This is a genomic window from Pseudomonas sp. SWRI179 (assembly GCF_014268705.1).
Taxonomy (GTDB): domain Bacteria; phylum Pseudomonadota; class Gammaproteobacteria; order Pseudomonadales; family Pseudomonadaceae; genus Aquipseudomonas; species Aquipseudomonas zanjanensis.
Window position 1 is genome coordinate 65,354 of record NZ_JABWRA010000015.1, and the last position, 13,397, is coordinate 78,750.

At 60.3% G+C, this 13,397-nt stretch carries 11 protein-coding genes; 2 read left to right on the top strand and 9 right to left on the bottom strand.

Translation table 11 applies throughout. The annotated features are described in order from the left end of the window. Position 1: 1 nt before the first annotated feature. The 6 genes from carB to grpE form a co-directional block, all read right to left on the bottom strand. Complete coding sequence (gene carB, locus HU767_RS10980) at positions 2-3,223, bottom strand: carbamoyl-phosphate synthase large subunit (protein WP_186705982.1); 3,222 nt, start codon at positions 3,221-3,223, stop codon at positions 2-4. Positions 3,224-3,328: 105 nt separating this feature from the next. Further along, a complete protein-coding gene (carA, locus tag HU767_RS10985; protein ID WP_053118343.1) occupies positions 3,329-4,465 on the bottom strand; it encodes a glutamine-hydrolyzing carbamoyl-phosphate synthase small subunit in 1,137 nt (378 codons plus the stop codon). A 255-nt stretch (positions 4,466-4,720) separates the two neighbouring features. Then, positions 4,721-5,527, bottom strand: coding sequence for a 4-hydroxy-tetrahydrodipicolinate reductase (gene dapB, locus HU767_RS10990; RefSeq protein WP_186729524.1), 807 nt, complete (start codon positions 5,525-5,527; stop codon positions 4,721-4,723). 9 nt (positions 5,528-5,536) lie between these two features. Then, positions 5,537-6,661 carry a molecular chaperone DnaJ gene (dnaJ, locus tag HU767_RS10995; RefSeq protein WP_039592325.1) on the bottom strand — a complete coding sequence of 375 codons (1,125 nt, stop codon included), beginning with the start codon at positions 6,659-6,661 and terminating at the stop codon, positions 5,537-5,539. A 321-nt stretch (positions 6,662-6,982) separates the two neighbouring features. Then, the gene (dnaK, locus tag HU767_RS11000; RefSeq protein ID WP_014336568.1) at positions 6,983-8,899 is read right to left on the bottom strand and encodes a molecular chaperone DnaK; all 1,917 of its coding nucleotides are present in this window, start codon (positions 8,897-8,899) and stop codon (positions 6,983-6,985) included. A gap of 101 nt (positions 8,900-9,000) precedes the next feature. Then, on the bottom strand, positions 9,001-9,567 hold the full coding sequence (gene grpE / locus HU767_RS11005) for a nucleotide exchange factor GrpE (protein ID WP_186705980.1): 567 nt from the start codon (positions 9,565-9,567) through the stop codon (positions 9,001-9,003). A gap of 243 nt (positions 9,568-9,810) precedes the next feature. Between grpE and recN the strand changes: the two genes are divergently transcribed. Continuing rightward, positions 9,811-11,484, top strand: a complete 1,674-nt coding sequence (gene recN / locus HU767_RS11010) for a DNA repair protein RecN (protein ID WP_186705979.1) — start codon at positions 9,811-9,813, stop codon at positions 11,482-11,484. Positions 11,485-11,559: 75 nt separating this feature from the next. Here the strand turns inward: recN and fur are convergent, their stop codons facing one another. After that, the gene (gene fur / locus HU767_RS11015; protein ID WP_003197684.1) at positions 11,560-11,964 is read right to left on the bottom strand and encodes a ferric iron uptake transcriptional regulator; all 405 of its coding nucleotides are present in this window, start codon (positions 11,962-11,964) and stop codon (positions 11,560-11,562) included. Positions 11,965-12,061: 97 nt separating this feature from the next. Between fur and HU767_RS11020 the strand changes: the two genes are divergently transcribed. Beyond that, complete coding sequence (locus HU767_RS11020) at positions 12,062-12,589, top strand: outer membrane protein assembly factor BamE (protein WP_186729525.1); 528 nt, start codon at positions 12,062-12,064, stop codon at positions 12,587-12,589. 60 nt (positions 12,590-12,649) lie between these two features. Here HU767_RS11020 and HU767_RS11025 read toward each other — a convergent pair whose 3' ends face one another. Then, positions 12,650-12,952 (bottom strand): RnfH family protein, encoded by a 303-nt coding sequence (locus HU767_RS11025; RefSeq protein WP_186729526.1) that lies wholly within the window; start codon positions 12,950-12,952, stop codon positions 12,650-12,652. Next, positions 12,949-13,392, bottom strand: coding sequence for a type II toxin-antitoxin system RatA family toxin (locus HU767_RS11030; RefSeq protein ID WP_186705977.1), 444 nt, complete (start codon positions 13,390-13,392; stop codon positions 12,949-12,951). Before HU767_RS11030 ends, HU767_RS11025 begins: the two co-directional genes overlap by 4 nt. Between the last annotated feature and the right edge of the window lie 5 nt (positions 13,393-13,397).

A 13,397-nucleotide genomic window follows, 5' to 3' on the forward strand; every position in this document is an offset into this window, starting at 1 on the left:
CTCATGCCTTCAATCCTGCATGTAGATCCTGCAAGCGACGCACGGTCTTCTCGGGACCGAACTTGAGCGCTTCGCAGATCGCTTCGCCCGCAGCAATGGTCGTGGTGCAGTAGATCTTGTGCTGCAGCGCATTGCGACGAATGGAATAGGAATCGGCGATCGATTGACGACCTTCGGTGGTGTTGATGATCAGCGTGACTTCGTCATTCTTGATCATATCGACCACGTGCGGACGGCCCTCGGTCACCTTGTTCACGCGGCGCACTTTCAGGCCCGCCGCTTCGATCAGCTTGGCAGTACCGGCAGTGGCGACCACTTCGAAGCCCAAGTTGATCAGATCACGGGCTACGCCTGCAACCAGTGGCTTGTCGTCATCACGCACACTGATGAACGCCGTGCCGCCAGTCGGCAACACTTCGCTGGCGCCCATCTGGGCCTTGGCGAAGGCTTCACCGAAGGTATCGCCCACGCCCATCACTTCACCGGTGGACTTCATCTCTGGGCCGAGGATCGGGTCCACGCCAGGGAACTTGGCGAACGGGAACACCGCCTCTTTCACACTGTAGAAGTTCGGGATGATTTCCTTGGTGAAGTTCAGCTCTTTCAGGGTTTTGCCAGCCATGACGCGCGCCGCGATCATCGCCAGGGAAACACCGATGCACTTGGAAACGAACGGCACGGTACGGGAAGCGCGTGGGTTGACTTCGATGACGTAGATATCTTCGCCTTGCAAGGCCAGTTGCACGTTCATCAGGCCGATAACGCCCAGTTCCAGGGCCATTTTCTTGACCTGCTCGCGCATCTCGTCCTGGATGTGCGCTGGCAGCGAGTACGGCGGCAGCGAGCAAGCGGAGTCACCGGAGTGAACACCGGCCTGCTCGATGTGCTGCATGATCGCGCCAATCACCACGTCCTTGCCGTCGCTGACCGCATCCACGTCCATTTCGATGGCGCAGTTGAGGAAGTGGTCCAACAGCACCGGGCTGTCGTTGGACACCTGGACCGCTTCGCGCAGGTAACGCTTGAGTTCGTCTTCCTGGTAGACGATTTCCATCGCACGACCGCCCAGCACATAGGACGGACGCACCACCAGCGGATAACCGATCTTGGCGGCGGCACGAATCGCTTCGTCTTCGCTGCGCACGGTGGCGTTTGGCGGCTGGCGCAGGTTCAGGCGCTCGACCATCTGCTGGAAGCGCTCACGGTCTTCGGCGCGGTCGATGGCATCCGGGCTGGTACCGATGATCGGCACGCCGGCGGCTTCAAGGGCGCGAGCCAGTTTCAAAGGAGTCTGGCCGCCGTACTGGACGATCACGCCTTTTGGCTTCTCGACGCGGACGATTTCCAGCACGTCTTCCAGGGTCACTGGCTCGAAGTACAGGCGATCGGAGGTGTCGTAGTCGGTGGACACGGTTTCCGGGTTGCAGTTGACCATGATGGTCTCGTAACCGTCGTCGCGCAGGGCCAGTGCCGCGTGTACGCAGCAGTAGTCGAACTCGATGCCCTGGCCGATCCGGTTAGGACCGCCACCCAGGATCATGATCTTGTCCCGGGTCGATGGCGCGGCTTCGCACTCTTCTTCGTACGTGGAGTACAGGTAGGCGGTGTCGGTGGCGAACTCGGCCGCGCAGGTGTCGACGCGCTTGTAGACCGGGAACACTTCCAGCTTGTGCCGATGAGCACGCAGGCTCTTCTCGGTCACACCCAGCAGCTTGGCAAGGCGCATGTCGGAGAAGCCTTTGCGCTTGAGGCGGAACATCGTGTCGCGGTTGATGCTGGACATGCCCAGGGTCTTGACCTTCTCTTCTTCCTTGATCAGATCTTCGATCTGGACCAGGAACCAAGGGTCGATCATGTTCATGCCGAAGATCTGCTCGACGGTCATGCCGGCGCGGAAGGCATCGGCCACGTACCAGATACGCTCGGCACCCGGTACGGTCAGCTCGCGCTTGAGCACGCTCATGCTTTCCGGGTCGTTCAGATCCAGCTTCGGATCGAGACCACAGACACCCACTTCCAGGCCGCGAAGGGCTTTCTGCAGGGATTCCTGGAAGGTCCGGCCGATGGCCATGACTTCACCGACCGACTTCATCTGGGTGGTCAGGCGGGCATCGGCCTTGGCGAACTTCTCGAAGGCGAAGCGTGGCAGCTTGGTGACAACGTAGTCGATGGACGGTTCGAAGGACGCCGGGGTCTTGCCGCCGGTGATGTCGTTCGACAGTTCGTCCAGGGTGTAGCCCACGGCCAGCTTGGCGGCGACCTTGGCGATCGGGAAACCGGTGGCCTTGGAGGCCAGGGCCGACGAACGGGATACCCGCGGGTTCATCTCGATGACCACCATGCGCCCGGTGTTCGGGCAGATGCCGAACTGGACGTTGGAGCCGCCGGTTTCCACGCCGATCTCACGCAGTACCGCCAGGGAGGCGTTACGCAGGATCTGGTATTCCTTGTCGGTCAGGGTCTGGGCCGGTGCAACGGTGATCGAGTCACCGGTGTGCACGCCCATCGGGTCGAAGTTCTCGATGGAGCAGACGATGATGCAGTTGTCCTTTTTGTCGCGGACAACTTCCATTTCGTATTCTTTCCAGCCGATCAGGGACTCGTCGATCAGCAGTTCCTTGGTCGGCGACAAGTCGAGACCACGGGCGCAGATTTCTTCGAATTCTTCACGGTTGTAGGCGATGCCACCACCGGTGCCGCCCATGGTGAAGGACGGACGGATGATGCACGGGAAGCCAAGGCGCTCCAGGACGGCGTTGGCCTCTTCCATGCTGTGGGCGATGCCCGAGCGTGGGCAGTCCAGGCCGATGGACTTCATCGCCTTGTCGAAGCGCGAACGGTCTTCGGCCTTGTCGATGGTGTCGGCATTGGCGCCGATCATTTCCACACCGAATTTTTCCAGGACGCCTTCGCGCTCCAGGTCCAGTGCGCAGTTCAGCGCGGTCTGGCCGCCCATGGTCGGCAGCAGCGCGTCCGGGCGCTCCTTCTCGATGATCTTGGCGACGGTCTGCCACTTGATCGGCTCGATGTAGGTGGCGTCGGCCATGGCCGGGTCGGTCATGATGGTGGCCGGGTTGGAGTTCACCAGGATGACGCGGTAGCCCTCTTCGCGCAGGGCTTTACAGGCCTGGGCGCCGGAGTAGTCGAATTCGCAAGCCTGGCCGATCACGATCGGGCCAGCGCCGAGAATCAGGATGCTTTTTATGTCTGTACGTTTTGGCATGGGTTTGTCACTCAAATCCGCAGGTCAGTCGGCTAGGCCGTCGAACAATCTTTGAAGCGCCCGAGGGGGCCACCGCGTTCGGGGCCGCCCTCGGGCTTCGCGCGGTCAGCGTCGCTTGGCCATCTCGTTGATGAAGCGATCGAACAGCGGCGCCACATCGTTCGGGCCCGGGCTCGCTTCAGGGTGGCCCTGGAAGCTGAACGCGCTCTTGTCGGTACGCTCGATACCTTGCAGCGTGCCGTCGAACAGCGATTTGTGAATCGCGCGAACGTTGGCCGGCAGGGTCGCTTCATCCACGGCAAAACCGTGGTTCTGGCTGGTAATCATCACTACGCCGGTGTCCAGGTCCTGGACCGGGTGGTTCGCACCGTGGTGGCCGTGGCCCATTTTCAGGGTCTTGGCGCCCGAAGCGAGGGCCAGCAACTGGTGACCGAGGCAGATACCGAATACCGGGATCTCGGTTTCCAGCACGTCCTTGATCGCCTGGATCGCGTAGTCGCAAGGCTCCGGGTCACCCGGGCCGTTGGACAGGAACACGCCGTCGGGCTTGAGGGCCAGGACGTCGGCGGCCGGGGTTTGCGCCGGTACCACGGTGACGCGGCAGCCACGCTCGACCAGCATGCGCAGGATATTCAGCTTGACGCCGTAGTCGTACGCCACCACGTGGTACGGCAGCTCGGAAGCCTCGATCGTCGCGTGACTGTCGGTCTTCAGGTCCCAGACCGTGGAGCGCCATTCGTATTGTTTCTGGGTGCTGACGACTTTCGCCAGGTCCATGCCCTTGAGGCCAGGGAAACCCTGGGCAGCGGCGATGGCGGCTTCTTCGGAAATGTTGTCGCCGGCCATGATGCAGCCGTTCTGCGCGCCTTTTTCCCGAAGGATGCGGGTCAGGCGGCGGGTGTCGATACCGGCGATCGCCACGACGTTGTTGGCTTTCAGGTAGTCGGACAGGGACATCGTGTTACGCCAGTTGCTCGCTACCAGCGGCAAGTCACGGATGACCAGGCCGGCGGACCAGACACGATCGGACTCGGCGTCTTCCGGCGTGGTGCCGGTGTTGCCGATGTGCGGGTAAGTCAGGGTAACGATTTGCTGGGCGTAGGAAGGATCGGTAAGAATTTCCTGATAGCCGGTCATTGCGGTGTTAAACACCACCTCACCAACGGTCTGACCGTCGGCTCCAATGGCTTCGCCGCGAAAAATGCTGCCATCAGCAAGGGCGAGTATGGCTGGCTTAGTCAAGAAGACCTCCCGTAAATAAAGCCTGAAAGGGCGATCGCAGGTTGTAAAAAAGCGGAGTGACGTATGGACACGTCACCCCGCTTGTTCACTGAATTATTCTGCGCGCTTTTAGTGGACACACTAAAGCTGTAGCTTACAGAAAAAGGCTTTTTTGGTCCACCGCTAATGAGCCTTAAAGGCAGGGGAATGCGACAGGTCGTCGCGAAGCGGTGTAAAACGGGGCTCAGTATAACCTGAACCCCGCCCTTAATGGCATCAACGCAGGTCGAGAACGTCCTGCATGTCGTACAAACCAGGCTCGCGACCATCCAGCCACAGCGCGGCACGTACCGCGCCCTTGGCGAAGGTCATCCGGCTCGACGCCTTGTGGGTGATCTCCAGTCGCTCGCCTTCAGTGGCGAACAGCACGGTGTGGTCGCCCACCACATCGCCACCACGCACCGTGGCGAAACCGATGGTGTCACGCTCACGGGCACCGGTGTGCCCTTCACGCCCATACACGGCGACCTTCTGCAGATCACGCCCCAGCGCATCGGCAATCACTTCACCCATGCGCAAGGCTGTCCCCGACGGCGCGTCGATCTTGTGCCGGTGATGAGCCTCGATGATTTCGATATCGGCATCGTCACCCAACACCCGGGCCGTCAGATCCAGCAGTTTGAGCGACAGGTTCACGCCCACGCTGAAGTTCGCCGCGAAGACGATCGGGATGTCCTTGCCGGCATCGACCAACAATTGCTTCTGCGTCGCATCCAGCCCGGTCGTGCCGATCACCATGGCCTTGCCATGCTTGCGGCAGATCGCCAGGTTTTTCAGCATCACCTCCGGCAGGGTGAAGTCGATGAGCACGTCGAACTCGTCGAGCACCTTCTCCAGGCCGCCGGACATCGGCACGCCGATACGTCCCAACGAGGCCAGCTCGCCAGCATCGGCGCCCACCAGCGTACTGTCGGGCCGAACGATGGCCGCCGTCAGGCCGGAGAGCGGCGAGCGCTGCTGCACCGCCTCGACCAGCGCCTTGCCCATGCGCCCCGCAGCGCCCATCACAGCTATACGTCGCATGCGAACTCCTTACAGGTCGCCGAAGAAGCGCTTCACGCCTTCGAACCAACCGGTGGTTTTCGGTGAGTGGCTGTTGTCATCGGCCAGGGAGTTGCGGAACTCTTCCAACAGTTCACGCTGACGACGCCCCAGGTTGACCGGCGTTTCCACCGCTACGCGACACATCAGGTCGCCTGCACCACCGCCACGCACTGGCGCGACGCCTTTGCCACGGATCCGGAACTGCTTGCCGGTCTGCGTGCCCTCGGGAATTTTCAGCTTGACGCGACCGTCGAGGGTCGGGATTTCAAGCTCGCCACCCAAGGCCGCATCGACGAAGCTGATCGGCACCTCGCAGAACAAATGCTTGCCGTCACGCTGGAAAATCGCGTGTTCGCGGACGTTGATAACCACGTACAAGTCGCCAGTCGGGCCACCCTGGGCACCCGCCTCGCCTTCGCCGGACAGGCGAATGCGATCACCGGTGTCGACACCGGCCGGCACCTTGACCGACAGCGTCTTGTACTCTTCGACACGCCCTTCGCCATGGCAGGAGTCGCACGGATCGGAAATGATCTTGCCTTGGCCATGGCAACGCGGGCAGGTCTGCTGGACCGAGAAGAAGCCCTGCTGCATGCGAACCTGGCCAATGCCGCCGCAGGTCGGGCAGGTCACGGGCGAGGAGCCCTTCTTGGCACCCGAGCCATCACACGGCTTGCAGTTGACCAGTGTCGGCACGCGGATATTGACGGTGGTACCGCGCACCGCTTCTTCCAGATTCAGCTCCAGCGTGTAGCGCAGGTCACTGCCACGCTGGGCGCCACCACGGGCACCGCCGCGACCGCCGCCGAAGAAATCGCTGAACACATCACCGAAAATATCGGAGAAGTTCTGGCCGCCGAAACCGGCACCGCCGCCACCCATGCTCGGGTCGACACCGGCATGCCCGTACTGGTCGTAGGCCGCGCGCTTACTGGAATCGGACAGGACTTCGTAAGCCTCGTTGGCTTCCTTGAACATCTCTTCCGACGCTTTGTCGCCGGGATTACGGTCCGGGTGGTGCTTCATCGCCAGGCGACGATAAGCCTTCTTCAGCTCCGCCTCGCTGGCTCCCCGCTCAACACCCAATACTTCGTAAAAATCACGCTTCGCCATTAGTCTTTGCACTCTTATAGGACGTCCGGCAAACCTCTCCTGAACCTTGCCAAACTCGTTGAGCCCCAATGCAGGCCCGGACCCAACTCACGTCAATTCAACGATCCTGGTTGTAAACTTTCAGCCAGGTACCCGGCCAAAACGCGGCGTCCATCGCCGGAAAGCAGGAGCATTCCCGAACACGCCGTCAGCACCCGAGCTTTGTCGCATGCTGTAAAAAATTCGTTGCCTCCAGACACGCCAACGCGGGAGCAAGCTCCCGCGCGGCGACATCCTACCAGCCACCGCACAAACGCAGTCAACCGGCCGACCAACAAGCGATTACTTGTGGTCTTTCACTTCTTCGAACTCGGCGTCGACGACGTCGTCGGCTTTCTCGGCCGATTCGCCCTGCGCAGCCGCGCCTTCGGCAGGCTGGGCCTGCTCGGCGTACATCTTCTGAGCCACAGGTGCGGAGACCTTCGACAGCTCTTCGATCTTCGCCTCGATGGCCGCCTTGTCGTCGCCTTTCACAGCGGCTTCCAGGGCAACCACGGCCGCTTCGATGGCGGTTTTCTCTTCCGCGGTCACTTTCTCGCCAGCATCGGCGATCATCTTGCGGGTCGAGTGCACCAGGGCATCGCCTTGGTTACGGGCGCTGGCCAGCTCTTCGAACTTGCGGTCTTCCTCGGCGTTGACTTCAGCGTCGCGAACCATCTGCTGAATTTCTTCCTCGGACAGGCCGGAGTTGGCCTTGATCACGATCGACTGGGTCTTGCCGGTGGCCTTGTCTTTCGCACCAACGTGCAGGATGCCGTTGGCGTCGATGTCGAAGGTCACTTCGATTTGCGGCACGCCACGTGGTGCTGGCGGGATCTCGGCCAGGTCGAACTTGCCCAGGGACTTGTTCTGGGCAGCTTGCTTGCGCTCACCTTGCAGCACGTGGATGGTCACGGCGCCCTGGTTGTCGTCGGCCGTCGAGAACACTTGGGATTTCTTGGTAGGAATCGTGGTGTTTTTCTCGATCAGCGCGGTCATCACGCCACCCATGGTTTCGATACCCAGGGTCAGCGGGCTGACGTCGAGCAGCAGAACGTCCTTCACGTCACCGGCCAGAACGGCGCCCTGGATGGCAGCACCCATGGCAACGGCTTCGTCCGGGTTCACGTCCTTACGGGCTTCTTTGCCGAAGAAGTCGGTCACCAGCTTCTGGACCAGCGGCATACGGGTCTGGCCGCCCACCAGGATCACGTCGTTGATCGAGCCAACGTCGATACCGGCGTCTTTCATGGCAATGCGGCAAGGTTCGATGGTGCGCTGAACCAAGTCTTCCACCAGCGCTTCGAGCTTGGCGCGGGAGATTTTTACGTTCAGGTGCTTAGGACCGGTGGCGTCTGCGGTGATGTACGGCAGGTTCACGTCGGTCGACTGGCTCGAGGACAGTTCGATCTTGGCTTTTTCAGCGGCTTCTTTCAGGCGCTGCATCGCCAGCGGGTCACCCTTGAGGTTCATGCCGCTTTCTTTCTTGAACTCGTCGACGAGGTAGTCGATCAGGCGGATGTCGAAGTCCTCACCACCGAGGAACGTGTCACCGTTGGTTGCCAGTACTTCGAACTGGTGCTCGCCGTCGACTTCAGCGATTTCGATCACGGAAACGTCGAAGGTACCGCCACCCAGGTCGTAAACGATCACGGTGTGATCGCCCTTGGCCTTGTCCATGCCGTAGGCCAGAGCGGCCGCGGTCGGTTCGTTGATGATACGTTTTACGTCCAGGCCCGCGATGCGACCGGCGTCTTTGGTCGCCTGGCGCTGGCTGTCGTTGAAATAAGCAGGAACCGTGATGACCGCCTCGGTCACCGCTTCGCCGAGGTAGTCTTCGGCGGTTTTCTTCATTTTCTTGAGGATCTCGGCCGAGATCTGTGGCGGCGCCATTTTCTGGCCGTTCACTTCAACCCAGGCGTCGCCATTGTCAGCCTTGGCGATTTTGTAAGGCACCATCTTGATGTCTTTCTGAACGACTTCTTCGTCGAACTTGCGACCGATCAGACGCTTCACCGCGTACAGGGTGTTATGCGGATTGGTCACTGCCTGACGCTTGGCCGACTGGCCAACCAGAATCTCGCCATCATTGGCGTACGCAATGATCGACGGCGTGGTGCGCGCGCCTTCAGCGTTTTCAATAACTTTGGCCTTGCCGTTTTCCAGCACGGAGACGCACGAGTTGGTGGTCCCCAGGTCGATGCCGATAATCTTGCCCATGTTAACTCTCCCGGAACTTGGATTTTGTTGCCGCAGCAGTGGTGGCTAACTGCGGTAGCACTTAAACGCTTGACTTATAGATGGGGCCGCTGCGCCCGATTTCAAGCCTGCTCATCAATAGAAGGCGAAACCGGTGCCGGCGCCTTGCTGACCACGACCATGGCCGGACGCAGCAGGCGGCCGTTGAGCAGGTAGCCTTTCTGGAAAACCTTCAGGACGCTGTTTGGCTCGACGTCAGCACTTTCCTGCATCGCCATGGCCTGGTGATGCTCGGCGTTGAAGGGCTCGCCATGGGGATCCAGGGCTTCGAGCTGATAGCGCTTGAGGGTGTCCTGGAACATTTTCAGGGTCAGCTCGATGCCTTCGCGCATCGGACGGATGTTTTCGTCATCCGGATTGGACAGCTCCAGGCCGCGCTCCAGGCTGTCGATGATCGGCAGCAGGTCGCCGGCGAAACGCTCCAGGGCGAATTTATGGGCCTTTTCTACATCTTGCTCGGCGCGACGGCGGACATTCTGCAGGTCGGCGGCTACACGCAACGCCTGGTCCTGCGCACCGGCCAGTTGCTCCTCGAGCACTTGTACACGTGCCGACAGGTCTTCACCGGAATCCTGGGAAGCCTGATTGGCGTCTAGATTTTGCGTGTCCTGCGTCTGTTCGTCAGCCATAGAGATTTCTCCTTTCAACTTCGTCCGCGAGCTCGACTCGCGCTTCTGCCCCGGTATATGGGGCCGGGTTTTCCAGCTTCAAGGGTCATCTGACGAATTAACCTTACAAAAAGCAGCCGCATAATCATTCCGTGCCGCGCTAAGAAAATCATTTTCCCAAGCAAATCGAGCTAAGCGCGGGCATTGTCAGGCCGAAACAAAACACTGTATAAATAACCAGACCTAAAGCCTGGGAGCGGCCTTATGCTGGTGCACCTGTCCGTACACAACTACGCCATTGTCGAACACCTCGACCTCGAACTCGATCGAGGCATGAGCGTGATCACCGGTGAAACCGGCGCGGGCAAATCGATCATGCTCGACGCCCTGGGCCTGACCCTGGGCGACCGCGCCGACAGTGGCGTGGTGCGCCCCGGAGCGGACAAGGCCGACATCCTGGCGACCTTCGACCTGGTCGATATCCCCGAGGCCAGCGCCTGGCTGGCCGAACGCGACCTGGACACCGATGGCCTGTGCATCCTGCGCCGGGTCATCACCGCCGAAGGCCGCTCCCGAGGCTACATCAACGGCACGCCCTGCCCGCTGGGCGACCTCAAGGCCCTCGGCGAGTTGCTGATCGACATCCACAGTCAGCACGAACATCAATCCCTGCTCAAGACCGACACCCATCGTCGCCTGCTGGATGAATACGCCGGCGCTACCGACCTGGCCCGGCAAGTCCAACTGGCCGCCCAGCGTTGGCGCCAGACCCGGCAGGAACTGGATCGCCTCTCCAATTCCGGCGACGAACAGCGCGCCCGTCACCAGCTATTGAGCTACCAGCTCGAAGAACTGGAGAACCTGGCCCTGGGTGAAAATGAACTGGAAGAACTGGAGCAGGAACACAAGAACCTGACCAACGCCGAAACCCTGCTGGGCATCTGCCGCCAGGTGGTCGAGCAATGCAGCGAGAGCGATTCGGGCAACGTGCTCAATGCGCTGACAGGGAGCCTGAACCGGTTGTCCAGCGTGAACAATTCGGTGGGCGCCCTGAGCGAAGCGACCAACCTGCTGACGAGCGCGCAGATCCAGGTCGAGGAAGCCGTTGGGGAACTGAATCGCTTCCTCGATCATTTCGACGCCGACCCGGCACGCCTGCAATACCTGGAAGAGCGCCTGGACACTATCTATACACTGGCGCGCAAACACCGCATCCAGCCGACCGAGGTTGCCGAACTCCAACAGCGGTTGCTGGAAGAACTCGAGACCCTGAACGCCAACGACGAGTCCATCGAGCGCCTCGGGGACGAATTGGCTTCTTATGCCCGTCATTATCAGGAAAAGGCCAAAGAGCTCAGCGAGCTGCGACGCCAAGCCGCGACAGGGCTGGCCAGTGCCGTAGAGCAGGAAATCCAACGCCTGGGCATGCCCGGTGGACGCTTCACCATCGAATTGCGCCCCAACGCCGGCGACGAACTCCAACCCAATGGGCTGGAACAGGTGGAATTGCTGGTCAGCGCCAACCCCGGGCAACCACTCAAGGGCCTGGCCAAAGTCGCCTCCGGCGGTGAATTGTCACGAATCAGCCTGGCCATCCAGGTCATCACCGCGCAGACCTCCCGCGTACCGACACTAGTGTTCGACGAAGTGGACGTGGGCATCGGTGGCCCGACAGCGGAAATTGTCGGCCAATTGCTCCGCCGACTGGGCGAGCGTGGCCAGGTGTTGACCGTCACTCACCTGCCCCAGGTCGCCGCCCAAGGGCACCAGCATTTATTTGTACACAAGGTGCGTGGCGAGGACGCGACTCGCACCGCCGTGTCGAAGCTCAACAAAAACGAGCGTGTAGAAGAAGTGGCACGAATGCTGGGCGGGATCGACCTCACCAAGGAATCCCTGGCCCACGCGAAAAAAATGGTCGTTACCGCGAAAAACTGAGAACGGCAGAAAGCACGAAGGCGACCCTGGGGTCGCCTTCGTTCGTTTCGCGAACCTTAAGTCCGCGCGACATGCTTACTTTTTCTTGCGTACGTACAGCACAAGATTGTGATCAACCATCTCGAAGCCATACTTGTCGACGATTGCTTTCTGCAGCCGCTCGATTTCTTCGTCGAAGAATTCGATGACTTCACTGGTCTCGACGTTGACCATATGGTCGTGATGCTTGCCGTCGTCCAGTTCGAAGACCGCATGGCCTCCGTCGAAGTTGTGTCGCACCACAAGGCCAGCTGCCTCGAACTGGGTCAGGACACGGTAAACCGTGGCCAGACCGACGTCCTCACCAGCCTCCATCAGCGCCTTGTAGACATCCTCGGCGCTCATGTGGCGTTGCTCGGCGGAATCGAGCATTTGTAGAATCTTGACCCGTGGCAGGGTCACTTTGAGGCCGGCTTTGCGTAGTTCGCTATTTTCAACCATGGTCAGCTTTCTCGCGATGCTGCTTCGCAGCTTCTCTTAATGCGGGTATGATCGGCGTTTACGTTGTCCCAGCCAAGATAGTGGAAGTCGCCCACCGATGCAAAACACCAAGCTCTTGCTAACCAGTTTCACCTTTGTGGGACTGCTCGCACTCGCCGGTTGTTCATTCCCCGGGGTTTACAAAATCGACATCCAGCAGGGCAATGTCGTCACGCAGGACATGATAGACCAGTTACGCCCGGGAATGACCCGCCGGCAAGTACGGTTTATCATGGGTAACCCTCTGCTGACCGACACGTTCCATGCCGATCGCTGGGATTATCTGTACAGCTTGCAGCCAGGCGGCGGTGAGCGCCAGCAGGAACGCATCAGCGTCATCTTCAGCCCTGACGACCAACTTGTCAGCCTGTCGGGCGATTTCATGCCTGGTGTGAGCCGCGACGAGGCCATCATGGGCAAGGACAGCGGCACCACCGTGACCGACCCGGCCCAGAATACCGAACAGCCGAAACCGGAAAAACCGGTCAAGCCAGGTTCGTTGCTGGACCAGATCCAGAAGGACGTGGACAACGTCGAGACCGTACCGGTCCCGACTCCGGAGCCTCTGGATACGTCGCCGCAATAAATCGCGACAAGAAAAAAACCCGGCATGCCGGGTTTTTTCTTGCCTGCGATTCCGGCCAGGTTATTGCTCCGATTGTCGCGCCTGGGCAGCCTTGGCCGCGCGCAGGCGGCGAATTTCCTTCGGATCAGCCAATAAAGGTCGATAAATTTCCAATCGATCGGCCGCTTGCACCACTTGGCTATCCGGATCGGCAACCACCTTGCCAAAAATCCCCACCGGGCAAGTTGCCAGGTCCAGCTCCGGGAATACGTCGGCAATCCCCGACGCCACCAGCGCTGCGCGAACACTGGTGCCTTCCTGCACCCTGCAGGTGCGCAAGACCTGGCGATCCGCCGAGGCGTACACCACTTCTATCTCGATCAACGCTTGAGCTCTGCGTTCTGCTTGGCGCGCTGACAGAACGCATCGACCAGGGTATTGGCGGCCTGGTTGAACAGCGGTCCCAATGTCGCTCGCACCAACGGACCGGCGTAGTCAAATGAAAGGTCCAGGCTGATCTTGCAGGCTTTCTCGCCAAGCGGCTTGAACACCCATACACCATGGAGCTGGTTGAATGGCCCTTCTTCAAGGTTCATTTCGATGGACTGGCCAGGCACCAAGGTATTTCGAGTAACAAAATGCTGGCTCAGGCCGCCCTTGGCGACGTTGAGGCTGGCGCGCATATGGGTTTCGGAGCTCTCGAGCACCTCGGCTGACGAGCACCAAGGCAGGAATTCCGGATAACTCGCCACATCATTGACCAAGTCGTAAAGCGCCTGCGCCGGGTAGGGCAGCAAGGCCGAGCGTTGAATATGTGTCGTCATGTAAG

Excerpts from the sequence above, each read along its gene's own strand:
- carB (WP_186705982.1), bottom strand. The coding sequence starts at position 3,223 with ATGCCAAAACGTACAGACATAAAAAGCATCCTGATTCTCGGCGCTGGC.
- dapB (WP_186729524.1), bottom strand. The coding sequence starts at position 5,527 with ATGCGACGTATAGCTGTGATGGGCGCTGCGGGGCGCATGGGCAAGGCG.
- dnaJ (WP_039592325.1), bottom strand. The coding sequence starts at position 6,661 with ATGGCGAAGCGTGATTTTTACGAAGTATTGGGTGTTGAGCGGGGAGCC.
- dnaK (WP_014336568.1), bottom strand. The coding sequence starts at position 8,899 with ATGGGCAAGATTATCGGCATCGACCTGGGGACCACCAACTCGTGCGTC.
- grpE (WP_186705980.1), bottom strand. The coding sequence starts at position 9,567 with ATGGCTGACGAACAGACGCAGGACACGCAAAATCTAGACGCCAATCAG.
- recN (WP_186705979.1), top strand. The coding sequence starts at position 9,811 with ATGCTGGTGCACCTGTCCGTACACAACTACGCCATTGTCGAACACCTC.
- fur (WP_003197684.1), bottom strand. The coding sequence starts at position 11,964 with ATGGTTGAAAATAGCGAACTACGCAAAGCCGGCCTCAAAGTGACCCTG.
- HU767_RS11020 (WP_186729525.1), top strand. The coding sequence starts at position 12,062 with ATGCAAAACACCAAGCTCTTGCTAACCAGTTTCACCTTTGTGGGACTG.
- HU767_RS11030 (WP_186705977.1), bottom strand. The coding sequence starts at position 13,392 with ATGACGACACATATTCAACGCTCGGCCTTGCTGCCCTACCCGGCGCAG.